Annotated in this window: 18 protein-coding genes; 12 read left to right on the forward strand and 6 right to left on the reverse strand. The window is 62.4% G+C overall.

The genetic code is table 11. From position 1 onward, the window contains the following. Positions 1–62 precede the first annotated feature (62 nt). The 4 genes from ABD819_RS00630 to ABD819_RS00645 all read left to right on the forward strand — a co-directional run bounded on the left by ABD819_RS00630 (position 63) and on the right by ABD819_RS00645 (position 4105). Positions 63–1157 carry an amidohydrolase family protein gene (locus tag ABD819_RS00630; protein ID WP_345119859.1) on the forward strand — a complete coding sequence of 365 codons (1095 nt, stop codon included), beginning with the start codon at positions 63–65 and terminating at the stop codon, positions 1155–1157. A 199-nt stretch (positions 1158–1356) separates the two neighbouring features. Beyond that, the gene (gene kynU / locus ABD819_RS00635) at positions 1357–2631 is read left to right on the forward strand and encodes a kynureninase (RefSeq protein WP_345119861.1); all 1275 of its coding nucleotides are present in this window, start codon (positions 1357–1359) and stop codon (positions 2629–2631) included. Between the two features lie 113 nt (positions 2632–2744). Continuing rightward, on the forward strand, positions 2745–3455 hold the full coding sequence (locus ABD819_RS00640; RefSeq protein WP_345119863.1) for a hypothetical protein: 711 nt from the start codon (positions 2745–2747) through the stop codon (positions 3453–3455). 56 nt (positions 3456–3511) lie between these two features. Then, positions 3512–4105 (forward strand): alpha-ketoglutarate-dependent dioxygenase AlkB family protein, encoded by a 594-nt coding sequence (locus ABD819_RS00645; protein WP_345119865.1) that lies wholly within the window; start codon positions 3512–3514, stop codon positions 4103–4105. 90 nt (positions 4106–4195) lie between these two features. On the opposite strand, the gene ABD819_RS00650 is transcribed toward ABD819_RS00645, so the two are convergent. Beyond that, positions 4196–6955: a TonB-dependent receptor gene (locus ABD819_RS00650; protein WP_345119867.1), complete on the reverse strand. Its 2760-nt coding sequence runs from the start codon at positions 6953–6955 to the stop codon at positions 4196–4198. A gap of 136 nt (positions 6956–7091) precedes the next feature. Further along, positions 7092–7349 (reverse strand): hypothetical protein, encoded by a 258-nt coding sequence (locus ABD819_RS00655; RefSeq protein WP_345119869.1) that lies wholly within the window; start codon positions 7347–7349, stop codon positions 7092–7094. A gap of 192 nt (positions 7350–7541) precedes the next feature. On the opposite strand from ABD819_RS00655, the gene ABD819_RS00660 reads away from it, so the two are divergent. Further along, positions 7542–8921, forward strand: coding sequence for an FAD-dependent oxidoreductase (locus ABD819_RS00660; protein WP_345119871.1), 1380 nt, complete (start codon positions 7542–7544; stop codon positions 8919–8921). 188 nt (positions 8922–9109) lie between these two features. Here ABD819_RS00660 and ABD819_RS00665 read toward each other — a convergent pair whose 3' ends face one another. Beyond that, positions 9110–9511 (reverse strand): hypothetical protein, encoded by a 402-nt coding sequence (locus tag ABD819_RS00665; protein ID WP_345119873.1) that lies wholly within the window; start codon positions 9509–9511, stop codon positions 9110–9112. A gap of 235 nt (positions 9512–9746) precedes the next feature. On the opposite strand from ABD819_RS00665, the gene ABD819_RS00670 reads away from it, so the two are divergent. The 4 genes from ABD819_RS00670 to ABD819_RS00685 all read left to right on the forward strand — a co-directional run bounded on the left by ABD819_RS00670 (position 9747) and on the right by ABD819_RS00685 (position 14443). After that, positions 9747–10463, forward strand: a complete 717-nt coding sequence (locus tag ABD819_RS00670; RefSeq protein WP_345119875.1) for a LytR/AlgR family response regulator transcription factor — start codon at positions 9747–9749, stop codon at positions 10461–10463. Positions 10464–10529: 66 nt separating this feature from the next. Continuing rightward, positions 10530–13421 (forward strand): DNA polymerase I, encoded by a 2892-nt coding sequence (gene polA, locus ABD819_RS00675; protein ID WP_345119877.1) that lies wholly within the window; start codon positions 10530–10532, stop codon positions 13419–13421. Between the two features lie 106 nt (positions 13422–13527). Beyond that, positions 13528–13947, forward strand: a complete 420-nt coding sequence (locus tag ABD819_RS00680; protein ID WP_345119879.1) for a DoxX family protein — start codon at positions 13528–13530, stop codon at positions 13945–13947. Between the two features lie 13 nt (positions 13948–13960). After that, positions 13961–14443, forward strand: coding sequence for a DinB family protein (locus ABD819_RS00685; protein WP_345119881.1), 483 nt, complete (start codon positions 13961–13963; stop codon positions 14441–14443). Positions 14444–14511: 68 nt separating this feature from the next. On the opposite strand, the gene ABD819_RS00690 is transcribed toward ABD819_RS00685, so the two are convergent. Continuing rightward, on the reverse strand, positions 14512–14634 hold the full coding sequence (locus ABD819_RS00690; protein ID WP_262891837.1) for a hypothetical protein: 123 nt from the start codon (positions 14632–14634) through the stop codon (positions 14512–14514). 124 nt (positions 14635–14758) lie between these two features. Further along, positions 14759–16891: a sigma-54-dependent Fis family transcriptional regulator gene (locus tag ABD819_RS00695; protein WP_345119885.1), complete on the reverse strand. Its 2133-nt coding sequence runs from the start codon at positions 16889–16891 to the stop codon at positions 14759–14761. 249 nt (positions 16892–17140) lie between these two features. Between ABD819_RS00695 and ABD819_RS00700 the strand changes: the two genes are divergently transcribed. The 3 genes from ABD819_RS00700 (at position 17141) to ABD819_RS00710 (ending at position 20219) form a co-directional block, all read left to right on the forward strand. Beyond that, positions 17141–18475, forward strand: coding sequence for a TolC family protein (locus tag ABD819_RS00700; RefSeq protein ID WP_345119887.1), 1335 nt, complete (start codon positions 17141–17143; stop codon positions 18473–18475). 101 nt (positions 18476–18576) lie between these two features. After that, complete coding sequence (locus ABD819_RS00705; RefSeq protein WP_345119889.1) at positions 18577–19005, forward strand: universal stress protein; 429 nt, start codon at positions 18577–18579, stop codon at positions 19003–19005. A 101-nt stretch (positions 19006–19106) separates the two neighbouring features. After that, positions 19107–20219 carry an HlyD family secretion protein gene (locus tag ABD819_RS00710; protein ID WP_345119890.1) on the forward strand — a complete coding sequence of 371 codons (1113 nt, stop codon included), beginning with the start codon at positions 19107–19109 and terminating at the stop codon, positions 20217–20219. Between the two features lie 67 nt (positions 20220–20286). Here ABD819_RS00710 and ABD819_RS00715 read toward each other — a convergent pair whose 3' ends face one another. Beyond that, positions 20287–20682: a four helix bundle protein gene (locus ABD819_RS00715; protein ID WP_345119892.1), complete on the reverse strand. Its 396-nt coding sequence runs from the start codon at positions 20680–20682 to the stop codon at positions 20287–20289. Between the last annotated feature and the right edge of the window lie 24 nt (positions 20683–20706).

Raw genomic sequence — 20706 nt, forward strand, 5'->3', positions numbered from 1 at the left:
GCATCTCTACCGCAATAGTAAATGAATACTTGCACGGTAGAGATGCTTCGGCTACGCTCAGCATGACGTTTTTTCCGCTCCTCCTCCCCCACCCCTCGCCCACCCACCCGTTGCTTTCCATCGACATTCACACCCACATTCTGCCCGAGCGCTGGCCCGATTTGGCCGAGCGCTACGGCTATGGGGGCTTCATCCGGCTCGACCACCACAAGCCCTGCTGCGCCCGCATGATGCAGGACGACAAGTTCTTCCGCGAAGTGCAGGACAACTGCTGGGACCCCCAGGTGCGGATGCGCGAGTACGACCAGTTTGGCGTGCAGGTGCAGGTGCTGAGCACCGTGCCGGTCATGTTCAGCTACTGGGCCCAGCCGCTGGACTGCCTGGATTTGAGCCAGCTGCTCAACGACCACATTGCCGGCGTGGTCCGGCGCTACCCCACCCGCTACGTGGGCCTGGGCACTATCCCGATGCAGGCCCCCAAGCTGGCCATCCGGGAGCTGGAGCGCTGCCTGAAAATCGGCCTGGCCGGCGTGCAGATTGGCTCGCACGTGAACGACTGGAACCTCGACGCACCCGAGCTTTTTGAAATATTCGCCGCCGCCGAGGAGCTCGGGGCCTGCGTATTCGTGCACCCCTGGGACATGATGGCCCAGCAGAAAATGCCCAAGTACTGGCTGCCCTGGCTGGTGGGCATGCCCGCCGAAAGCACGCTGGCCCTGTGCTCGCTGATATTCGGCGGCGTGCTGGAGCGCCTGCCCAACCTGCGCGTGGCCGTGGCGCATGGCGGGGGCTCGTTCGCCAGCACCATCGGCCGCATCGAGCACGGCTGGCAGGTGCGGCCCGACCTCTGCGCCGTGGACAACCCCCACAACCCGCGCAACTACCTGGGCAAGTTCTGGGTCGACTCGCTGGTGCACGACCCGCTGATGCTCGACTACCTGGTGAAAACCCTGGGGGCCGACAAAATCACGCTCGGCTCCGACTACCCGTTTCCGCTGGGGGAGCTGGAGCCCGGCCAGCTCATCAGGTCCATGCCTTTTTCGGCCGATACCAAAGCCCGGATGCTGGGCCAGAATGCGCTGGATTGGCTGGGGCTCGCCGCCGAGCGGTTCGGGCACGGCCACACGAGTACCCCGAATTTTCAATTCGGTCGTTGAACGATTGACGTTCGCCCGGCCGGATTTTTAGCTCGGTCGTTGAACGATTGACGTTCGCCCGGCCGGATTTTTAGCTCGGCCGTTGAACGATTGACGTTCGCCCGGCCGAATTGGAAATTCGGGGTACACGTTCTGAACGCCCGCAAGGCCATAACCTTTTGTTAGCATCGGCGCGGGCTTTGCGCCGACCTTTGCCTTTATGACCGCTGCCCTTTCCGCCACTCCCGCCACCCACCTCGACGCGACCGACCCGCTGGCAGCTTTTCGCCAGGAGTTTCACCTGCCGGCCGGGCCCGATGGGCAGCCCTCCGCCTACTTTTGCGGCAACTCGCTGGGCCTGATGCCCAAAGCGGCCCGCGCCGCCGCCGAGCAGGAATTTGATGCCTGGGAACGGCTGGGCGTGGAAGGCCATTTCCAAGCGCCCTCGTTCTGGATGCACTACCACGACACCCTCACCGAGGCCAGTGCCCGCCTGGTGGGCGGGCTCCCGCTGGAAGTGGTGGTGATGAACAACCTGACCGTGAACCTGCACCTGCTGCTGGTGTCGTTTTACCGCCCCACGGCCACGCGCTACAAGATTCTGATGGAAGGCGGCGCTTTCCCCTCCGACCAATACGCCATCGAAAGCCAGGCTCACCTGCACGGCCTCGACCCCGCCGAAGCCATTGTGGAGCTGGTGCCGCGGCCCGGCGAGCACACCCTGCGCACCGAGGACATCGAAGCCAAAATCGCAGAACTCGGCGACTCGCTGGCCACTGTCCTCATCGGCGGGGTGAACTACTACACCGGACAGGCCTTCGACATGGCCGCCATCACGCGGGCGGGCCACGCGGTGGGGGCCTACGTGGGCTTCGACCTGGCCCACGCGGCCGGCAACGTGGAGTTGCACCTGCACGACTGGGACGTGGACTTCGCCTGCTGGTGCACCTACAAGTACCTGAACTCGGGCCCCGGCGGTACGTCGGGCGTGTTCGTGCACGAGCGGTTTGCCGAGCGGCCCGACCTCGTGCGCCTGGCCGGCTGGTGGGGCCACGACCCGACGGTGCGCTTCCAGATGAAGAAGGGGTTTCAGCCCATGGCCGGCGCGGCCGGCTGGCAGCTCTCCAACGCCCAGATTTTCCCGATGGCCATTCACCGGGCCAGCCTCGCCATTGTGGAGCGGGCCGGGGGCATGGCCGCGCTGCGCCGCAAGAGCGAGCTGCTCACCGGCCGCCTCGAAAGCCTTATCCTGAATCTGGGACTACCCACGTCGCAGCTCGAAATCATCACGCCGGCCGACCCCGCCCAGCGCGGCTGCCAGCTCTCGGTGCTGGTGCATGAGCGCGGGCGCGAGCTGTTTGATTTTCTGGCCGCGCAAGGCATCATCGCCGACTGGCGCGAACCGAATGTCATTCGCCTGGCACCCGTACCGCTCTATAATTCGTTTGAGGACGTGGACCGGGTGGGCGAAGCGCTGGCGCGCTTTTTCAGTTAAAAGTTAAAAGTTAAGAGTTAAACCCTCTTTGCGGCTGGTGTCTGCTTGGCACCCGTTTTTCGTTTAACAACTTCTGCTTTTCACTCTTAACTCTTAACTTTTAACTGACCAAAATGGAAGATTACGCCGCTAAGATGCTGCTCAAGACCGACGCGGCCCTGCGCGAATACGTGACCGGCCATGCGCAGTACCGGGAGGCCGCCGTGCTGGCCGCCTTCGATGAGCTGCGCCGCCGCGGCCAGCCCGCACCCGAAGAAGCCGCCCTGCGGCCCGGGATGGAGGTGGCCGCCGCCAACCAACGCACCCTCGACGAAGCCGCCGAAGCCGAACGCCGCCGCGCCCTGCCCCCCACCGCCGCCGATGCCACCACGGGCGAGACCGACGAAACCACCCCAGCCCTGTACTCGCCGATGGCCATCGTGCTGTTTTCCATCCTGCCGGTATCCACCATGATTACGGGCGGGGTACTGATGGGCATGAACCTCTACCGGCTGGGGAAAAAGCGGGCTACGCTGGGCCTGGCGATTTTCGTGGTGGCGTATTTTTTCGCAGGTTCGGCGCTGGTCAACTGGGCGGTGTTTCAGCAGGGACTGAGCCCTATTTGGGGAGTTTTACTGTTCAATTTGCCGGCGGCCCTGATTTATGTGCTGTGGATATGGCCGCGCTACATTGGCAGCACCAATTTTCGAAGCCGCAGCATTATCGCACCCATTTTGGTGTGCATGCTGATTGTATGGGGTGCCCAACGCATTATGCCCTACCTCATTAAGCAACAGCCCAAGGAAGTGCGCGAGCAGCTGGAGCGGATGCAGAAGCAGCCCTAACCCGACCCACCCACCCGGGCGCGCCGGCCAGTGCGCCCCGTTCTCACTGCTTGCTCATGGCGCTCTCGCCGCTGTCGTTGCCCCAGGCCGACCTGCTTTTCGACCCGGCTTTTTTATCGAAAACGGAAGCTGCCGCGCTGCTGGCCGGGCTAACGGCTGAGGCGGCGTGGGAGCAGCGGGCCATTCGCATTTTTGGGCAGGAAATTCCGCAGCCCCGCCTCACGGCCTGGTACGGCGACCCCGATGCCCGCTACACCTACTCGGGCCTGCGCTGGGAGCCCCGCCCCTGGCTGCCGGCCCTGCACGCCCTGCGCCAGCGCCTCGAAGCCGCCACCGGGGCCCGCTTCAACAGTGTGCTGCTGAACCTGTACCGCGACGGCCGCGACAGCATGGGCTGGCACGCCGACGACGAGCCCGAACTGGGCCCCACCCCCGCCATTGCCTCCCTCAGCCTGGGAGCCACGCGCCGCTTCCGGCTGCGCCCGAGGGCCGGCCTGGCGCACGCCCCCTTCGGCCTCGACCTGGCCGCTGGCAGCCTGCTCCTCATGCGCGGCCCCACCCAGCAGCACTGGCAGCATGCCCTGCCCAAAACGGCCCGCCCCGTGGGGCCGCGCCTCAACCTCACGTTTCGCTGGGTGGCCGGCCGCTAGTACTACCAGCCAAATCAAGGGCCGTTTAAAGCAAGAAAGTCCCGACCAATAGCTGGCCGGGACTTTCTTATGAGGTTGATATAGCAGCGGTTACTTAATATCAAACAGCAGACCCGCGTACACGATACGACCGTAGTTGGGAGCACCGTACACCTGCAGATTGGGCGAGTCGAGGAGGTTGGTACCGCCGACCTGCACGGTGGTGTGCAGCGGCTTGATGGTGTAGCCGAGCTGCGCGTCTACCGTCTGGGCGGTGGGCACGGTGCCGGTGGCAAAGGTCGACTCATAGAGGAAGCTGTCGACCCAGCGGTAGTTCAGGTTGTAGCTGAAGGCGCGGTCCAGCAGCTGGCCGTCGATACCGAGGTTGAACTTGTTGCGCGGCGTATTGAAGAACGACTGGGTGCCGACCTTGAAATCCTTCGTGATGAGGTCGTTGTAGCTATAGTTGCCGCTCACGCTGAGGGCCGGGGCAAAGGCGTAGGTGAGGGTGATGCCCGCGCCCTGGCTCTGTACGCGCTGGTCTACGTTGGTGGCAATCTGGATGACGCGGGTGGGCAGGGCGCTGCTCTGGAAGCGGCCAGGGGCCGCCGCGCCAATTTGCTGGGCCGTGGGGCGGGTGCCGTCCACGTTGCCAATGAAGTTCTGGGTGGCGATGAAGTTGTTGTACGTGTTGTAGAAGTAATCCACATCGACGTATAGCTTCTTCGCCAGCTGGGCGCGGTAGCCCAGCTCGAAGCTGTTCACCTCCTCCAGCTTGAGCGCGGGGCTGCTGTACTCGAAGCCGGCCAGCTCGGCCGTGCGGGTGGGGGCCAGAATGCCGGGCAACTGCGGGGTAAGCGCCGTAGTGTAGCCCTGGAAGCCGCCGCGCACGTTGCCCAGCAGAATGGCCCGGCCCACATCGAGGCGGATGTACTGGTCGTTCTGCGTGGGAGCCCGGAAAGCGCGGCTAAAGCTGGCGCGGAAGTTCTGGAGCTTGTCAGCTCCCAGTGAATACACCGCCGAGGCCCGGGGCGAAAACGCCGTGCCGAAGTTCTGGAAGCGGTCGACGCGGCCGGCGGCGGCCAGCTTCAGGTGGTCGTCGAGCAAGGTCTTGCTGGCCTGGGCGTAAGCGCCGTACTCGTAGTTTTTGATGCGCTCGCCATCCTTTACGTCCTCAAACAAGCTGCCGTCCGAACCCAGCAGAAACTGGCGGTAGGCGGCCCCTACGGTCACGTCCGCAAAGTTGTTTTTGAAGGTGTACTGCCCACTGCCCTCGTTAAGGATAGAGCGGATAACCAGGCGCGCGCCCTTGCCGGGCGTCGGGTCATGAATAATCTGGTTGCGGGCCGCGTTAAATTCCGGCGTGCCGGGCTGCAGCAGCGGGGCATTGGCATTGGCGAAATCGCGGGCCGTCTGGGCTGCCCCGTCGGCGTTGTTGCCGTTGGTAGCGAAGGCTTGGTTATACCTGGTCGCGTAGGTGCCAAAGTACCGCTCGGCGTAGGTGCCGGGGCGGGTGCCGCCGCTGCTGTTGGGCACGGTGAAGTTGGGAGCAATCTGCGTTTGCAGGAACGCGCCCAAGAAGCCCAGGTTGTAAGAGCCATCCGTTTGAGGGTCGCGGCTGCCCGAGAAGTCACGGGTAGTGAAGGCGCGCACAAACCAGTTGGCACCTTCCAGCTGCACCCGTCCCTGGTGCGCGCCGCTGTTCACGAAGCGGTAGCGGCTGGCGCTTTGGTAAGTCGAGTTGGTACTGGTGTACTTGTAGTCGATGCTGGCCTTGAGGCTGTTGGTGAGCAGCACGGCCAGGCTGGGGGCCACTTTGTAAGAATACGTTTTGTTGTCGTCGGCCACCAGCTCGCCCTCCGTGTAGCCGGGTAGAAACACCGTTTTGCCCGCCAGCGCCCCGCCCGAGGCCGTGAAAGTGTTGCCCACGTCGCCGTAGCGGCTCACCGCATCGTAGCCCAGGTTCGAGCCGGCGGCGTTGTTGCCGGGCTCAATCTGGGTGGAGGTGGCGCTTTGGTTATCGGCAATAAAATCGTTGGCCACGATGGCCCCGCCCGAAATCTTGAACGCCACCCGCTCCCCGATTTTGGTGGCGTAGCGCAGCTGGCCATCCAGCATGTCGCGGTTGCCGCCGCGCAGGCGCACCGTCAGGCCAGGGTCGCGGAAGGCGTCTTTTGAGTTGGTGAGCAATACGCCGTTAAAAGCGTTGGCCCCGTAGAGGGCCGAGGCCGGGCCGTGCACGATTTCTACGCTGGCCACGTCGAGCACCGGCGTGCCCAGCAGGTTGCCGAAGTTGCTGCTCAGGCTCGGCAGCTGCGTGTCCATGTAGTCGGCCAGCTGAATCACGCGCTCCGAGCGCGAGGAGTTGAAGCCCCGCGTGCTGAAGCTGGTGGTGAGCATGCTGGAGCTGCTCACGTCGATGCCCTTGAAGCGGCCGAGGCCGGCCACCAGGTCGGGGGTGGTGATTTGCTCTACCTGGCGCTGGCTGAGCTTCTCCACCGTCACTGGCACCTGGCCAATGCTTTCCTCCACGCGGGAGGCCGCTACCACCACTTGGTCGAGCACGGCGCTGGGCCGCAGCGTGATGCTGATGGCATTGTCCGGCGCGCTCAGGGTCAGCTCCTGCGTTTCGTAGCCGATGAACGAGACCGTGAGGGTAACAGGGCCCTTGGAAAAATCCGATTTCAGCTGAAACTGTCCTTCCTCGTTGGTACTGCTGCCTGTGTAGGTTCCTTTAACGATGACGGTGGCTCCCGGCAGCGGGGTACCCGCTTCTGTTTGGACCGTTCCACTGATGGCTTGTGGGCCTTGTGCCCGGCTACTCAGCGACAGTAGCAAGGATAAGATGATAAGTAGGTAACGATTATGCATTTGGAATGAATTTTTAAAAAGTAGGCAGCAAAAATACCGCTAATTCTTCGTACCCATCCCCTATTTCACCACATTATCCAACGAATGGTGTTATATTTTTAATTATTTAAATATTATCCGGTCAAATATTACTTGATTAATATCTGATATCGGGATGCCCCGAGATTTGGGGGTCGCCCTGCTCGCTTACCACGTAGTGGCCCACGCGCAGCACCAGAGGCTGGGGAGTGGCTGGCAGCTGAACCGGAGCCGGGCGCCGCCACGCGGCCTGGCTGGGCACGTGGCGGGCGGCCGGAGTGAGGGGCAATAGCAGCAGGGTGGTGCGGTGGCGGGCAGCCCGGCAGCGCCAGCGCATATACCCTACCCGTTTGTAGCGAAACCGAAAGTGAGTCATAGCAAAAATGAGTTTAGTTCTAATTCGTCAAAGGTCCGGCGATGGTTGTCCGATAAGGCATTTTTCCGGTTAAGTATGTTAATTAACCGGCGAACACTCCTCCCAGCCCGGTGGCGCCGACCGGCCGGGCGGGGCCAAGCGCCAGGACCGTAGTAATTTCGTTGCCCCACCCACCCCGCTTAGCCCACTCCCATGTCCACTACTGCTGCTCCGCTGCCTGCTACCGAGCCCCTCACCGTGATGGGAGCCGGCCTGGTAGGCTCCCTCTTATCGCTCTACCTGGCCCGGCGCGGCCATCCGGTGCAGGTCTTTGAGCGCCGCGCCGACCCGCGCCGCGCCGGCTTCCAGGAAGGCCGCTCCATCAATCTGGCCCTGTCGGACCGGGGCTGGCGGGCCCTCGGGGGCGTGGGCGTGGCCAACGATATTCGCCAGGTAGGCATCCCGATGACCGGCCGGGTCATGCACGACGTGCAGGGCAACCTCACCCACCAGCCCTATGGCCACGAGGGACAGGCCATTTACTCGGTGAACCGGGGCCACCTCAACCGCCGCCTGCTCGACCTGGCCGAGGCCCAGACCGGCGTGCAGCTGCACTTCGGCCAGCAGTGCCTGGGCATCGACCTGAAAAAGCAGCAGCTCAACCTGCTCGACACGGCCACCCAGCAGGCCCGTACGGTGCCCTATACCCGCCTTTTTGGCACCGATGGGGCGTTTTCGGCCGTGCGCGGCGCCCTGCAAAAAACCGACCGCTACGACTACTCGCAGGACTACCTGGAGTATGGCTACAAGGAGCTGACCATCGCGGCCGGCCCCGATGGCAGCTGGCTGCTGGAGAAAAATGCCCTGCATATCTGGCCGCGCGGGCAGTACCTGATGATTGCCCTGCCCAACCTCGACGGCTCGTTCAACTGCACGCTGTTTTTTCCCTACGAAGGCCCCGAGAGCTTCGCCGCGCTGCAAACCCCGGCCGAAGTCACGGCCTTTTTCACCCGCGTATTCCCCGATGCCGTGCCGCTGATGCCGGCCCTGGAGGAGGAGTTTTTCGCGCATCCCACGGGCTCGCTGGTCACCATTAAGTGCTTCCCCTGGAAGTACGACGACGACGTGCTGCTGCTCGGCGATGCCTCACACGCCATTGTGCCCTTCTACGGCCAGGGCATGAACTCCGGGTTTGAGGATTGCAGCGCGCTCAACGAGCTGCTCGAGGCGCACGGCGACGCGGCCTGGCCCACCATTTTTGCCGAGTTTCAGCAGCAGCGCAAGCCCAATACGGATGCCATGGCCGACCTGGCGCTCTACAATTTCATTGAGATGCGCGACCGGGTGGCCGACCCGCGCTTTCTGCTCCAGAAAAAAATTGAGGCCAAAATCGCCACCCAGTTCCCCGGCCGCTGGACGCCGCTGTACTCGCAGGTCACGTTTTCGCACACGCCCTACGCCGAGGCCTGGGCCGCCGGCCAGCGTCAGGATGCCATCATGAGCCGCCTCATGCCCCATATTCAGGCCGAAGCTGATTTCGAGCAGCCCGCCGTGCAGGCGCTGGTGCAGCAGGAAATGGCCGCGCAGGCGTAGCGCAAGCCGCCCAGGGCATTAAGTTGTCAGTCATTAGTTGTCAGTTGTTGGCAGGATGGTAATCGTCTGACTGACAACTAACAACAAGCAACTGACAACCTGTTTACTTTTGAACGACTGCTTAGGCAGCATAGGTAGTAGTAGCCCGGAGCCCTGCTTCGGGCTGCTTTTTGGGGGCCGGGAGCGGGCTAGCGCACGGCCAGCTCGGTGCCGTCGAGGGGCAGGGTGGTGCCGGCCAGCTGCTGGCACAGAGCCACGTAGGCATTCAGCTGGCTGAGCGCCAAAACTTTGTGCAGCGCCTTGAGGTATTGGCCCTGCGCCTGCCTGAAGTCGGCTTCGGTAACGGCCAGCACCAGGGCCCGGCGCTCGGCCACGGTGCAGCGCGCCACGGCATACCGCTGGGCCGTGCTGAGCAGCAGGGCATCTTCGAGAAAGATGGTGATGCGGCGGGCATCACGCATGTGCCGCGACAGGCTGGGGGCCGCCGTTTCGTTGCGGGCTTCGACCGCGGCCGTTTTGAGCGGCTTGGGCCGGTTACCCGCCTGGGCCCCCACAATACTAGCCAGCAGCAGGAAACCCGTTAGACGCATACACTTCGTAATCATTGGACAGGTGCCTGATACTGGTGAGTTGGAGGCAATACGCAAACAACATTCTTAGTACGCCACAAAACTATATAAAAATTACCACATAATAACCAGGGCAATAATTATTCGTTTTCTGGGCGAGCGCATACTTTTGCCTGGCCGGTGGTTACTTTATGTCTGCGAATGGAAAAATGCTTTATCTACTCCCGGCCGCTACCCATCCCTTTTGCCTTTTCCTATGCTGACCTGTGCCATCATTGACGACGACGAGATTAACCGTCTGACCCTCGAACACTACGTTGAGCTTACTCCCAACCTGAAGCTGGTGGCCTCGCTGGCCGATGGCATTGCCGGGCTCACCTTTTTCCGGGAGGGCAACCACGTGGACGTGCTGTTTCTGGATATTGAGATGCCCCACCTCAGCGGCCTGGAGCTGCTGCGCGTGCTCACGGACCCGCCCGAAGTCATTATCACCACCGCCCGGCACGACTTTGCGGTGGATGCGTTCGACCTGCGCGTGACCGACTACCTGGTGAAGCCTTTCGACTTTGCCCGCTTCACTCAGGCGGTGCAGCGGGTGCAGCCGCGCCGCCCGGTGGCGGCCCCGGCCGCCGGGCCCGTTGCCGAAGCCCCCACTTCGGCCGACCTCTTTGTGAAGGTGAACAGCCGCATGGTGCGCGTCAATTTCGACGAGGTGCTGTACGTGGAAGCCCTGTCGGACTACGTCAACATTGTGACGCTCAAGCAGAAATACATCGTGTACACCACGCTCAAGGCGCTGGAAAACCGGTTGTCGCCGTTTGCTAACTACGTGCGGGTGCACCGCAGCTACCTGCTCAATACCCAGCACATCGAGTCCATTGAGGACAATACGGCCAACCTGCGCGGCGGGCACTTCGTGCCCATCGGCAAGTCGTATCAGGACGGTTTTTACAAGGGCTTGCAGCGAATTTAGGGGCTTGCGGGCGGTGGCGCGCACCCGGCAGGTGGCGCTACTGCCCGCGCCCGTACCTTCGCCCTCATGACCGATACTGCCGCTACCGCCCCCAAAAAGCTCTTCCTGCTCGACGCTTTTGCCCTGATTTACCGCTCGCACTTCGCGTTCAGCAAAAACCCGCGCATCAACTCCAAGGGCATGAATACGGGGGCCGTGCTGGGCTTCACCAACACGCTGGTGGAAGTGCTGCAAAAGGAAAAGCCCACGCACATCGGGGTGTGCTTCGATGGGCCCAAAAAGACCTTCCGGCACGAGCAGTACGCCGAGTACAAGGCCCAGCGCCAGGCCATGCCCGAAGACATTGGCATTGCGCTGCCCTACATCAAGAAAATCATTCAGGGCTTTCACATTCCCATTCTGATGATGGACGGCTTTGAGGCCGACGACGTGATTGGCACCCTGGCGCAGAAGGCCGAAAAGGAAGGTTTCGAGGTGTTTATGATGACGCCCGACAAGGACTACTGCCAGCTGGTGACGGAGAACATCAAAATCTACCGCCCCGCCTTCATGGGCAACGCGGCCGAGATTCTGGACGTGGCCCACGTACTGGCCCGCTTCGAGATTGAGCGCGTGGAGCAGGTAATTGATATTCTGGGCTTGCAGGGCGACGCGAGCGACAACATTCCCGGCATCCCCGGCATCGGCGAGAAAACGGCCAAGGCGCTGATTCAGAAGTACGGCTCGGTGGAAAACCTACTGGCCAATACCCACGAGCTGAAGGGCAAGCAGCAGGAAAACGTGCGCAATTTCGCCGAGCAGGGCCTGATGAGCAAGGAGCTGGCCACCATCCACGTCAACGTCCCGCTCGATTTTGAGGCCGACAAGCTGGTGCTCGATGCGCCCGACGAAGCCACGCTCCGCGAGCTGTTTGAGGAGCTGGAATTCCGGCAGCTGGCCGCCCGCATCCTGAGCGGCAGCGGCCCGCAGCGCACGCCGGCCAGCGTGGCCGCGCCCGGCAGCACGCCCGTGCGCCGGCCCAAGCTGGTACCCGGCGGGCAGGCGTCGCTATTTGGCAGCAGCGAAGACGCGGCCGTAGCCATCGGCGCGGAGGAAGGCGAAACTGCGGGCCTCGGTGCGCCCGGCGGCCTTCACAAGCGCCTGGAAGACGTGCCGTACAACTACCACTTGATGGACACGCCCGAGCTGCGCCAGTCGCTGCTCGCGTTTCTGGTGCAGCAGGAAGAAGTGAGCTTCGACACCGAAACTACCGGGCTGGATACCATGACGGCGCGGCTGGTGGGCATGAGCTTCGCCTGGCTGCCGGGCGAGGCCTACTACGTACCCGTGCCCACCGACGACCACGCCGCCACCCAGGCCATTGTGGACGAGTTCTGCCCATTTTTTGAGGCGAAAACGATTCTGAAAATTGGTCAGAACATCAAGTACGACCTCACCATCCTCAAGCACTACAAGGTCAATATTTCGGGGCCGCTGTTCGATACGATGCTGGCCCACTACCTCATCGAGCCCGACATGCGCCACAACATGGACGTGCTGGCCGAAACCTACCTGCACTACTCGCCGGTGCCCATCACGGACCTCATCGGCCCCAAAGGCAAGAAGCAAATCACGATGGCCGACCTGCCGCCGGCCCAGGTGAAGGATTACGCCTGCGAGGATGCCGACGTGACGCTCCAGCTCAAGCACGTTTTCGAGCCGATGCTGAAGGAGCTGGGCCTGCTGGGTTTGCTGAACGACGTGGAAAACCCGCTGGTGCCCGTGCTGGCCGACATCGAGTACGAGGGCATTCGGATTGACAGCGTGGCCATGAACGAGTATTCGGCCGAGCTGCAGGGCTACATCGCGGAGCTGGAAACCCAGATTTTTCGCGAAGCCGGGCAGGAGTTCAACATCGGCTCGCCGAAGCAGCTGGGCGAGGTGCTGTTCGATAAAATGGACATCGGCAAGGGTAAAGTCAAGAAGACCAAAACCGGCCAGTACGCCACCGGCGAGGAAATTCTGAGTCAGCTCGCCGCCGAAAACCCCATCGCCGCCCTCATCCTCGAATACCGCCAGCTCACCAAGCTGCGCAGCACCTACGTGGAGGCCCTTCCCCAGCTCGTGAGCCCCGTGGATGGCCGCGTGCACACCAGCTTCAACCAGGCCGTGGCGGCCACCGGCCGGCTTTCCAGCACCAACCCCAACCTTCAGAATATCCCCATCCGCACGGAGCGGGGCCGCGAAATCCGCAAAGCCTTCGTGCCGCGCGACGAAAACCACGTCCTCCTCGCGGCCGACTACTCGCAGGTGGAGCTGCGCATCATGGCCGACTTCTCGGGCGACAAGACCATGATTGAGGCCTTCCGCCTGGGCATCGACGTGCACGCCAGCACGGCCAGCAAGGTGTTCCATGTTCCCATCGAGGAAGTGGATTCAGAAATGCGTCGCAAGGCCAAAACCGTCAATTTCGGCATCATCTACGGCATTTCGGCCTTCGGGCTGGCCCAGCGCATCGGCATCAGCCGCAAGGAAGCCACCGATATTATCGAGACCTATTTCCAGGAATTCCCCTCGGTGAAAGCCTTCATGGACGACAGTATCAACCGGGCCCGCGAGCTGGAATACGCCGAAACCCTGCTCAAGCGCCGCCGCTACCTGCGCGACATCAACTCGCGCAACGCCACGCTGCGCGGCTACACCGAGCGCAACGCCATCAATGCCCCCATCCAGGGCACGGCCGCCGACATCATCAAAATGGCCATGATTAATATTCACCACTGGCTGCGCGAAGAGAAGCTGGGCACCAAGATGATACTCCAGGTGCACGACGAACTCGTGTTTGACGCCGTGGCGGAGGAAGTGGCCTACATCACCCCAAAAATCAAGGAGCTGATGACCACGGCGCTGCTGCTGCCGCGCGGCGTGCCGCTGGAAGTGGAAGTGGGCTCGGGTAAGAACTGGTTGCAGGCGCACTAAGCGTAGGGGCGGGGGCGTACCCGGTAGGGCTTGCCCCCGCTTCTACCTCGTGCACCCGCACCGTCGGCCGGCCGTATTGCGTCCACACTTCATCACTCAGGAACCTATGCGACAAGAAATCCACACTACCACGCTCCAAAACGTGGCCCGTGGGCTGCTGGGCACCTTTATGGTCGTAGCTGGAATAGGCCACTTCACCTTTGCCCGGCAGGATTTTCAGGCCCAGGTGCCCGATTTCGTGCCGCTGGACAAGGACACCGTGGTATTGCTATCGGGCGTGGTGGAAATCGGGCTCGGCCTGGCGCTGCTGCTGCTGAAAGGCAGAAACCGCGTGCGGATGGGCCTGGGGCTGGCCGTGTTTTATGCCGCCGTATTCCCGGGCAATATCTATCAGTACACCCACCATCTTTCTGCCTTCGGCCTCGATACGGATGCCAAGCGGCTGGGGCGGCTGTTTTTTCAGCCCGTGCTGATGGGCGCGGCGCTGTGGAGCACCGGGGCCTGGCAGGCACTGAAAAAGAAATAGCACTCCCTGTTTTATGGACCAAGCCACCCGACAAGGCATCGTCGCCGAGCTCATCAGCCTGCTCACCGAGGCCAACGCGCACGCCACGTTCGAAGACGCCTGCGCCGACCTCACGCCCGCAATCTGGAACCGGCGTGTGCCGGAAGCACCCTATACCATCTGGCAACTGGTGGAGCACCTGCGCATTGCGCAGTGGGATATTGTGGAGTTTTCACTTGGCGAAGCGCACGAGTCGCCGGAGTGGCCGGCCGGCTACTGGCCCGCCGCCGACGCTACCGCCGATGAACCGCAATGGCAGACCACGCTGGACCACATCCAGGCCGACCGGCAGCGCTTTATCGACTTGCTGCACGACGAGAAGACCGACCTGCTGGCCACTATTCCGCACGGCGCGGGCCAGACCATTCTGCGCGAGGCCATGCTCATTGCCGACCACAACGCCTACCACACCGGCGAAATCATCTTGCTGCGTCGGCTGCTGAAAGACTGGGAATAAGGATGTTTGTCGAACGCAAAAGAGCCCGGCGCGTCAGACGCGCCGGGCTCTTTTATGTGTTTGGAAGACTACTTCTTCTGAGTCACTTTGGTTTTGCCGGAAACCTTGTCTTTCACTTCGGTTTCGTTTTTCTTCTCGTCGCGCTTGGTAGCGGGGTCGGTGTGCTTGGGGGTGGTGACGGGCGTGGCCATAGCAGGGAGTCGTGATTGGTGGAACAATGCCCCCTCATACGCCTGGCCCAAACCAGTGGCCATGAAATTGTCCCGAAAGCCGGAAACCTGCTGTCGGCCATGTGCCACCCACGACTGTATTGCCTCAGTGCATTTCCACGCCCACCGTGCGCCGGATGCCCAGCTTTTTCATGCGGGCCTCCAGGGTTTTGGGGTTGACATCCAACAACAAAGCCGCGCCCTGGGCACCGCTCACGCGGCCACCGGTGCGCTGCAATGCCGCCATAATATGGTCCCGCTCCTGCTCTTTCAGGGTTTTGAGGGGCGCTAAACCGGCCGCTGAAACCGCGCCCGCCGCCAGCCCCGGCGGCGCGGCGGCAAAGCCTCCAAATTCCAGAAATAGCCCCTGGCTCACGATGATGGCCTGCTCCAGCACGTGCTCCAGTTCCCGGATATTGCCGGGCCAGGCGTAGGCCTGCAGGGCCGCCAGGTCGGCGGGGCGTACCTGGCGCGGGGGCTTGCCCAGGCGCTTGCTCAGGCGCTGGATAAAGTGGCGCAGCAGCGGCTCAATGTCTTCGCGGCGCTCGCGCAGAGGGGCCAGCTCGATGGGGAAAACGTTGAGCCGGTAGTACAAATCGGCCCGGAAGCGGCCGGCGGCCACCTCGTCGGCCAGCACGCGGTTGGTGGCGGCAATCACGCGGGCGTCGGAGTGCAGCACTTTGGTGCCGCCCAGGCGCTCAAATTCCTTCTCCTGAAGCACGCGCAGCAGCTTGGCCTGCAGGTCGAGCGGCAGCTCACCGATTTCGTCCAGGAAAATAGTGCCGCCGTTGGCCAGCTCGAACTTGCCCATGCGGCGCTCCACGGCCCCGGTAAAAGCGCCCTTTTCGTGTCCAAACAACTCACTCTCAATCAGGCTGGCGGGCAGGGCGGCACAGTTGAGCTTGACGAGGGCGCGGGCGTGGCGGGGCGAGGCATTGTGCAGCTCACGGGCCACCAGCTCCTTGCCGGTGCCGGTTTCGCCGGATATCAGCACCGTCGTATCCGTCGGGGCTACCTGGCTGATGCGCAGCTGCACCTGCCGCAGGGCCGGGCCGCTGCCGACGAACGCGCCCGAGTCGGCCCCAAAACGAGCCGAGGTGTTGATTTCATCCACCAGGTACGTCCGTTCCTGCTCCACTTGCGCCTTCAGCTCCTCAATCTGCTCGAAGGCGAAGAGGTTTTCGAGGGCCAGCGCAATCTGGGGCGTGAGGGCCAGCACGGTGGCCAGGTCTTCGGGCCGGAAAGCATCGGGGCGGGCGGCCGAGAGCGTGAGCACCGCCGCGCCGTCGGGCCGCTGCCAGATGGGGGCCACCAGCAGGGCGCGGGTGTGGTAGTGCTCGTACACGTAGCGCAGGCGCGGGTAGCGCACGGCCAGGGCCTTAAACTCGGGGCCGGAGTAGATGGCAGCGGCTTGCATCAGCGCGGTGTTTTGCTGGTGGATGCCAGCCTCGTTGGCCAGGATTTCGTCTTTGTCGCGGTCGGGGCCCAGGGCTGCGAGCGGAGCCCTGGGGCCGGTGCGCGAGAACTCGGCAAAGGCCTGAAACGCCGGCCCCTGCCCCGCCCGCTGCACCCGAATACCAAAGTATTCGAACGACACCACCTGGCTCAGCGCCTCGGCCACGGCCCGAAACAGCGGCTCGCGCCGCTTGATGCTGAGCAGCGCGTTGGTGATGTTGAGCTGCAGGGTGCGCTCCTGCTCGCGGCGGGCTACTTCCTCAAAAGCCAGGGTGTTGGCCACGGCTACGGCGATGAGGGAACCGATTTTTTCCAGCAGCTTTTCGTCGTCGGCCGACAAGTCGGGCTTGCGGCGCGAGGCCAGCAGGAGAAACCCCGTGAGGTGGCCGCCGGTGCTCAGCGGCACGGCCGTGAGCTGCACGATATCGAGCCGCTTCATGCGGATAAAAGGCTCATAATCGGGGTACTGCCCCATGTAGCCGAGCAGCGTGAGCTGCTGCACGCGCGGGTCGGCCACCAGCTGCTCAATCGGTGAGCCGGCGATGGGCGAGAAGGCATTGGGGAGGCCGGGCTGGGCCGGCGGCACTTCTTCCTCACCGTAGTAATCGCGCAGAAAAATTCGCTTGTTCTTCAGCTCCGCATCGAAAACGTTGATGCCGATAAGGTCGAAGGGAAAGATGAGGCGCAGCTTCGTCGTCACGATTTTGAAGAGCGAATGCTTGTCGCGAACCGTAGCAATGGCCTCGTTGATATGCAGCAGCAGGGTTTCGTCTTGGTTGGGCATGGTCTTCTTCTTCTGCAAGTCAGCACGGCAGTCTGCCCGGTGATTTCCTGAAATATCAGGACTGCATTATGAGCAATTCCTATTATTTGAGGAAAACAGCAGGCCGGTGGATATGTTCAGCGTGGTCTGAACTTGGCTGTAAACGGCTTTAGAATGCCTGGAGCGCGGTTTTCGCGCAATCTGCATAGTGCCCGGACCCCTGGCACAGCTTTCGGTAAGGGGCAGCTCGGTTCAACTCTGCTTTTCTCTATGTTCTCTCGCTTTTCTTCCCCGGCTGTTGCGGCAGTTGCCCTGGTGCTGCTGGGTGCTGGTGCGGCTCAGGCGCAAACCGCGCCGGGTATCGATGTCATTTCCGACTCGCTGACGCTGGATGGCACCGTGCGCTCGGTGCTGGATGCCAATCCGGCCATCACCACGCTCGATGAGCTGGCCAACGCCGCCACCGGCCGGCTGGCGCAGACCCGCACCGGGTTTTTGCCGCAGGTAACGGGCACGGCCACCTACACCCGCATCGACCCCGTGGTGCAGATACCGCTGGGCGGCGAGTCGTTTCAGATTGCGCCCAATAATAATTACGACGCCCACATCACGGCGCAGTACCTGCTGCTGGACTTCGGCAAGAGCGACGCAACCGTGAAGCTGGCCGCAGCGCAGGTGCAAACGGCCAAAGACAACGTGACCGTGAGCCGCCGCGACCTGGCCTTCAACGCGGCGCAGGTGTACTACAACATCCTGTTTATGCGCGAAAGCATTAAGGTGCAGGACGCTCAGATTGTGTCGCTGCAGGCCCACCGCAACGAAATGCAGAAGCGCGTGGAAGGCGGCGTGAGCACCAGGTTTGACGTGACCACCACCGACGTGCGCATCACCCAGGCCCAGAATACCCGCATCGACCTGCAAAACCAGCTGCGCAACCAGCAGGTGCAGCTGGCCCGGCTGCTGCACAAGCCCAGCCAGGCCGACCTGCCCGTGAAGGGCCAGCTGGCTTTCCAGCCCCAGGCCGTGGACGTGAACGCGGAGCTGGCCAAGGCCTACGAAAACCGCCCCGAAATCAAGCTGGCGCGCGATGCCGAGACGTCGGCCACGCTCCAGCAGCATCTCATCGAGCGCAGCAACATGCCCAGCCTGGGCGTGGGCGCGCAGGTGGGCGCCAGAAACGGCTACCTGCCCAACCTCAACCAAATCCGCCCCAATACGGTGGGCGTGGTGCAGCTCTCGGTGCCGATTTTCGACGGCCACAAGAACAAGAACCAGCGCGTGGAAGCCCTGGCCAACTCGCGCAGCGCCGTGGCCCGCACCCAGGATACGCAGGAGCAAATCCGCGCCGACGTGCGCCAGGCCGCGAACAACCTGGAATTCAGCCAGGCCCGCTACGATAATTCGCAGCTGCAAATAGCCCAGGCCGCCGATGCCCTCACCCGCGCCCGGGGCCGCTACCGCTACGGCGTGGGCCAGAACCTCGACGTGCTCGACGCCGAAACCCAGCTCGCCCAGGCCCGCCTGGCCCGCGCCCAGGCCATGTACAACTACACCCTCGGCCAGTACCAACTCAAGCGCGCCACCGGCGAGGTTATCTGGAAATGAGTGAAGGAGTGAATGGGCGAATGAGTAAATGTTTCGCGTTCGCTCCCTTCCTACTCCCAGTACTCCTCATTTGCTCATTCACTCCTTCACCCATTCACCCATTGAAAAGCATCCTCTGTCCGCTTGATTTCTCGGCTGCATCGGCGGGGCTGGTGGCCTACGCGGCGGCGCTGGCCGTGGCTACCGGGGCCGAGCTGCGCCTGCTGCACGTGTGCGAGCCGCGGGAAGACCCCAGCGGCCAGCAGCCTGATGCCCAGGTTTTTGGCTCGTGCAAAGACCGGATGCAGGCCTTTCGCGCGTCGGCTGAGCAGGCCGGTGTGGCCCGCGTGCACACGGGCATGGTGCGCGGCGAGGCCGCCCCGGAAATCGTGGCCGAAGCCAGCCGCCAACAAGCCGACCTGATTATTATCGGCGCGCACGGCCAAACGGGCCTCACCCGCTTTCTGATGGGCAATACCGCCGAAATCGTACTGCGCACCGCTCACTGCGCTACCATGCTGGTGCGCGACGCTTTGCCTAATGAAGAATGAGGAATTGGCCGTTTGGGTCGCTTCATTCCAACAGTTCTCCGTTCTCCCCCTTTGTCTTCGTAATTCTTCATTCTTACTTCCTCATTCTTAATTTAATTAAGATGGCCCAGACCGAAACGCCCCCCGACGTGCAAAACACTCCTGCTCCTTACCCCCACGCCGCCACCACTGAGGGCGAGCCGATGGAGGAGCCCAAGCGTCGCAATCCGCTTTTTTTCATTGTGCTGATGGTGGTGCTGCTGGCCGGCGGCTACTACGGCTGGACGCGCTACCAGTTTGCCAAAGCCCACGAAAGCACCGACGACGCCCAGGTAGAAGGCGACGTATTCCCGATTCTACCGCGTGTGGGCGGCCCGGTGCTTGAGGTGAAAGTGGTAGATAACCAGCCCGTGAAAAAAGGCGACGTGCTGGCCACCCTCGACCCCGCCGACTTCCAGCAGCGCGTAAATGCCGCCGAGGCCGCCCTGGCCGCCGCCCAGGCGCAGGTAGCCGCCGCCCGCGCCGGCGTGGCCACCGCCCAGGCCAGCGTGCGCACTGCCCAAACCGGCATTGGCGTGAGTGAGGCCAACCAGGCCAAGCTCCAGAAAGACCTGAAACGCAGCACATTCCTGCGTCAGCAAGACATCATCCCGCAGAGTGAGTACGATGCCGTGCAGGCCAACCTGCGCGCCACCAGCGCCCAGCGCGCCACCGCCACCGACCAGGTGAGCGTGGCCCGCCAGCAGGTATTGGCCGCTCAGCAGCAAATCAACGTGGCCCAGGCCGTGGTGAAACAGCGCCAGGCCGACCTTGAGAATGCCAAACTGCAGCTGAGCTACACCACGCTGCTGGCCCCCGGCAACGGCACGGTGAGCAAGAAAAACGTGCAGCCCGGCCAGGTGGTGGCCCCCGGCCAGCAGCTCATGGGTCTGGTGTCGAGTAACAAAACCTGGGTCATTGCCAACTTCAAGGAAACCCAGCTGGAGGACATGAAAGTGGGCCAGCCCGTGAAGCTGGAAGTGGATGCCTACCCTCATCAGGAGTTTCGGGGCCACATCGAGTCACTCTCGGCCGCTACCGGGTCCCGCTTCGCCCTGCTGCCCCCCGACAACGCCAGCGGCAACTTCGTGAAAGTGACCCAGCGCGTCCCCGTGAAAATCGTGCTCGATAATGTCGATGCCCAGCACCCGCTACGCGCCGGCATGAGCGTGAATGCGGTGGTGAGAGTTCAATGAGTGAATGAGTAAATGAGTGGCTGAGTGAATGCTGTTTGATAATTCACTCAGCCACTCAGCCACTCATTCATTTCCCGGAATAAGACTTGCGGGCGGTGGCGAGTATTGATACAATTTCCAGGTACTCCTGCTCCAGGCTTTCCAATTTTGATTTGGGGAAGATTTCGGAATCGCCGAGCAACTCCAGCCACAGCTGGGTTTCATCGGCTTCTTCCACGCAAATACACAGTTTGGCATACCACTCTGCCCCCGAACGGCCCCGACAGGCGGCCCGGTAGTTTGCGGCCACCGATGTTGCGGAGCGTAACAGCTGCTTGCCTATTACTTCGGCTTCACCTGTTTTTGGCAATTGTTGATACAGACGAATTACCCGTAACGCTGCTGTTTTCGTGCGTGCCCGAAATGCTTCAACAAAAGCTGATTTAGAGTCCATCACTATTTTTTTAACCCGAATGAGAAGCAAGCCGCTAAGCTACTTCACTCATTC

This window comes from Hymenobacter antarcticus (genome assembly GCF_039539545.1).
Taxonomy (GTDB): Bacteria; Bacteroidota; Bacteroidia; order Cytophagales; family Hymenobacteraceae; genus Hymenobacter; species Hymenobacter antarcticus.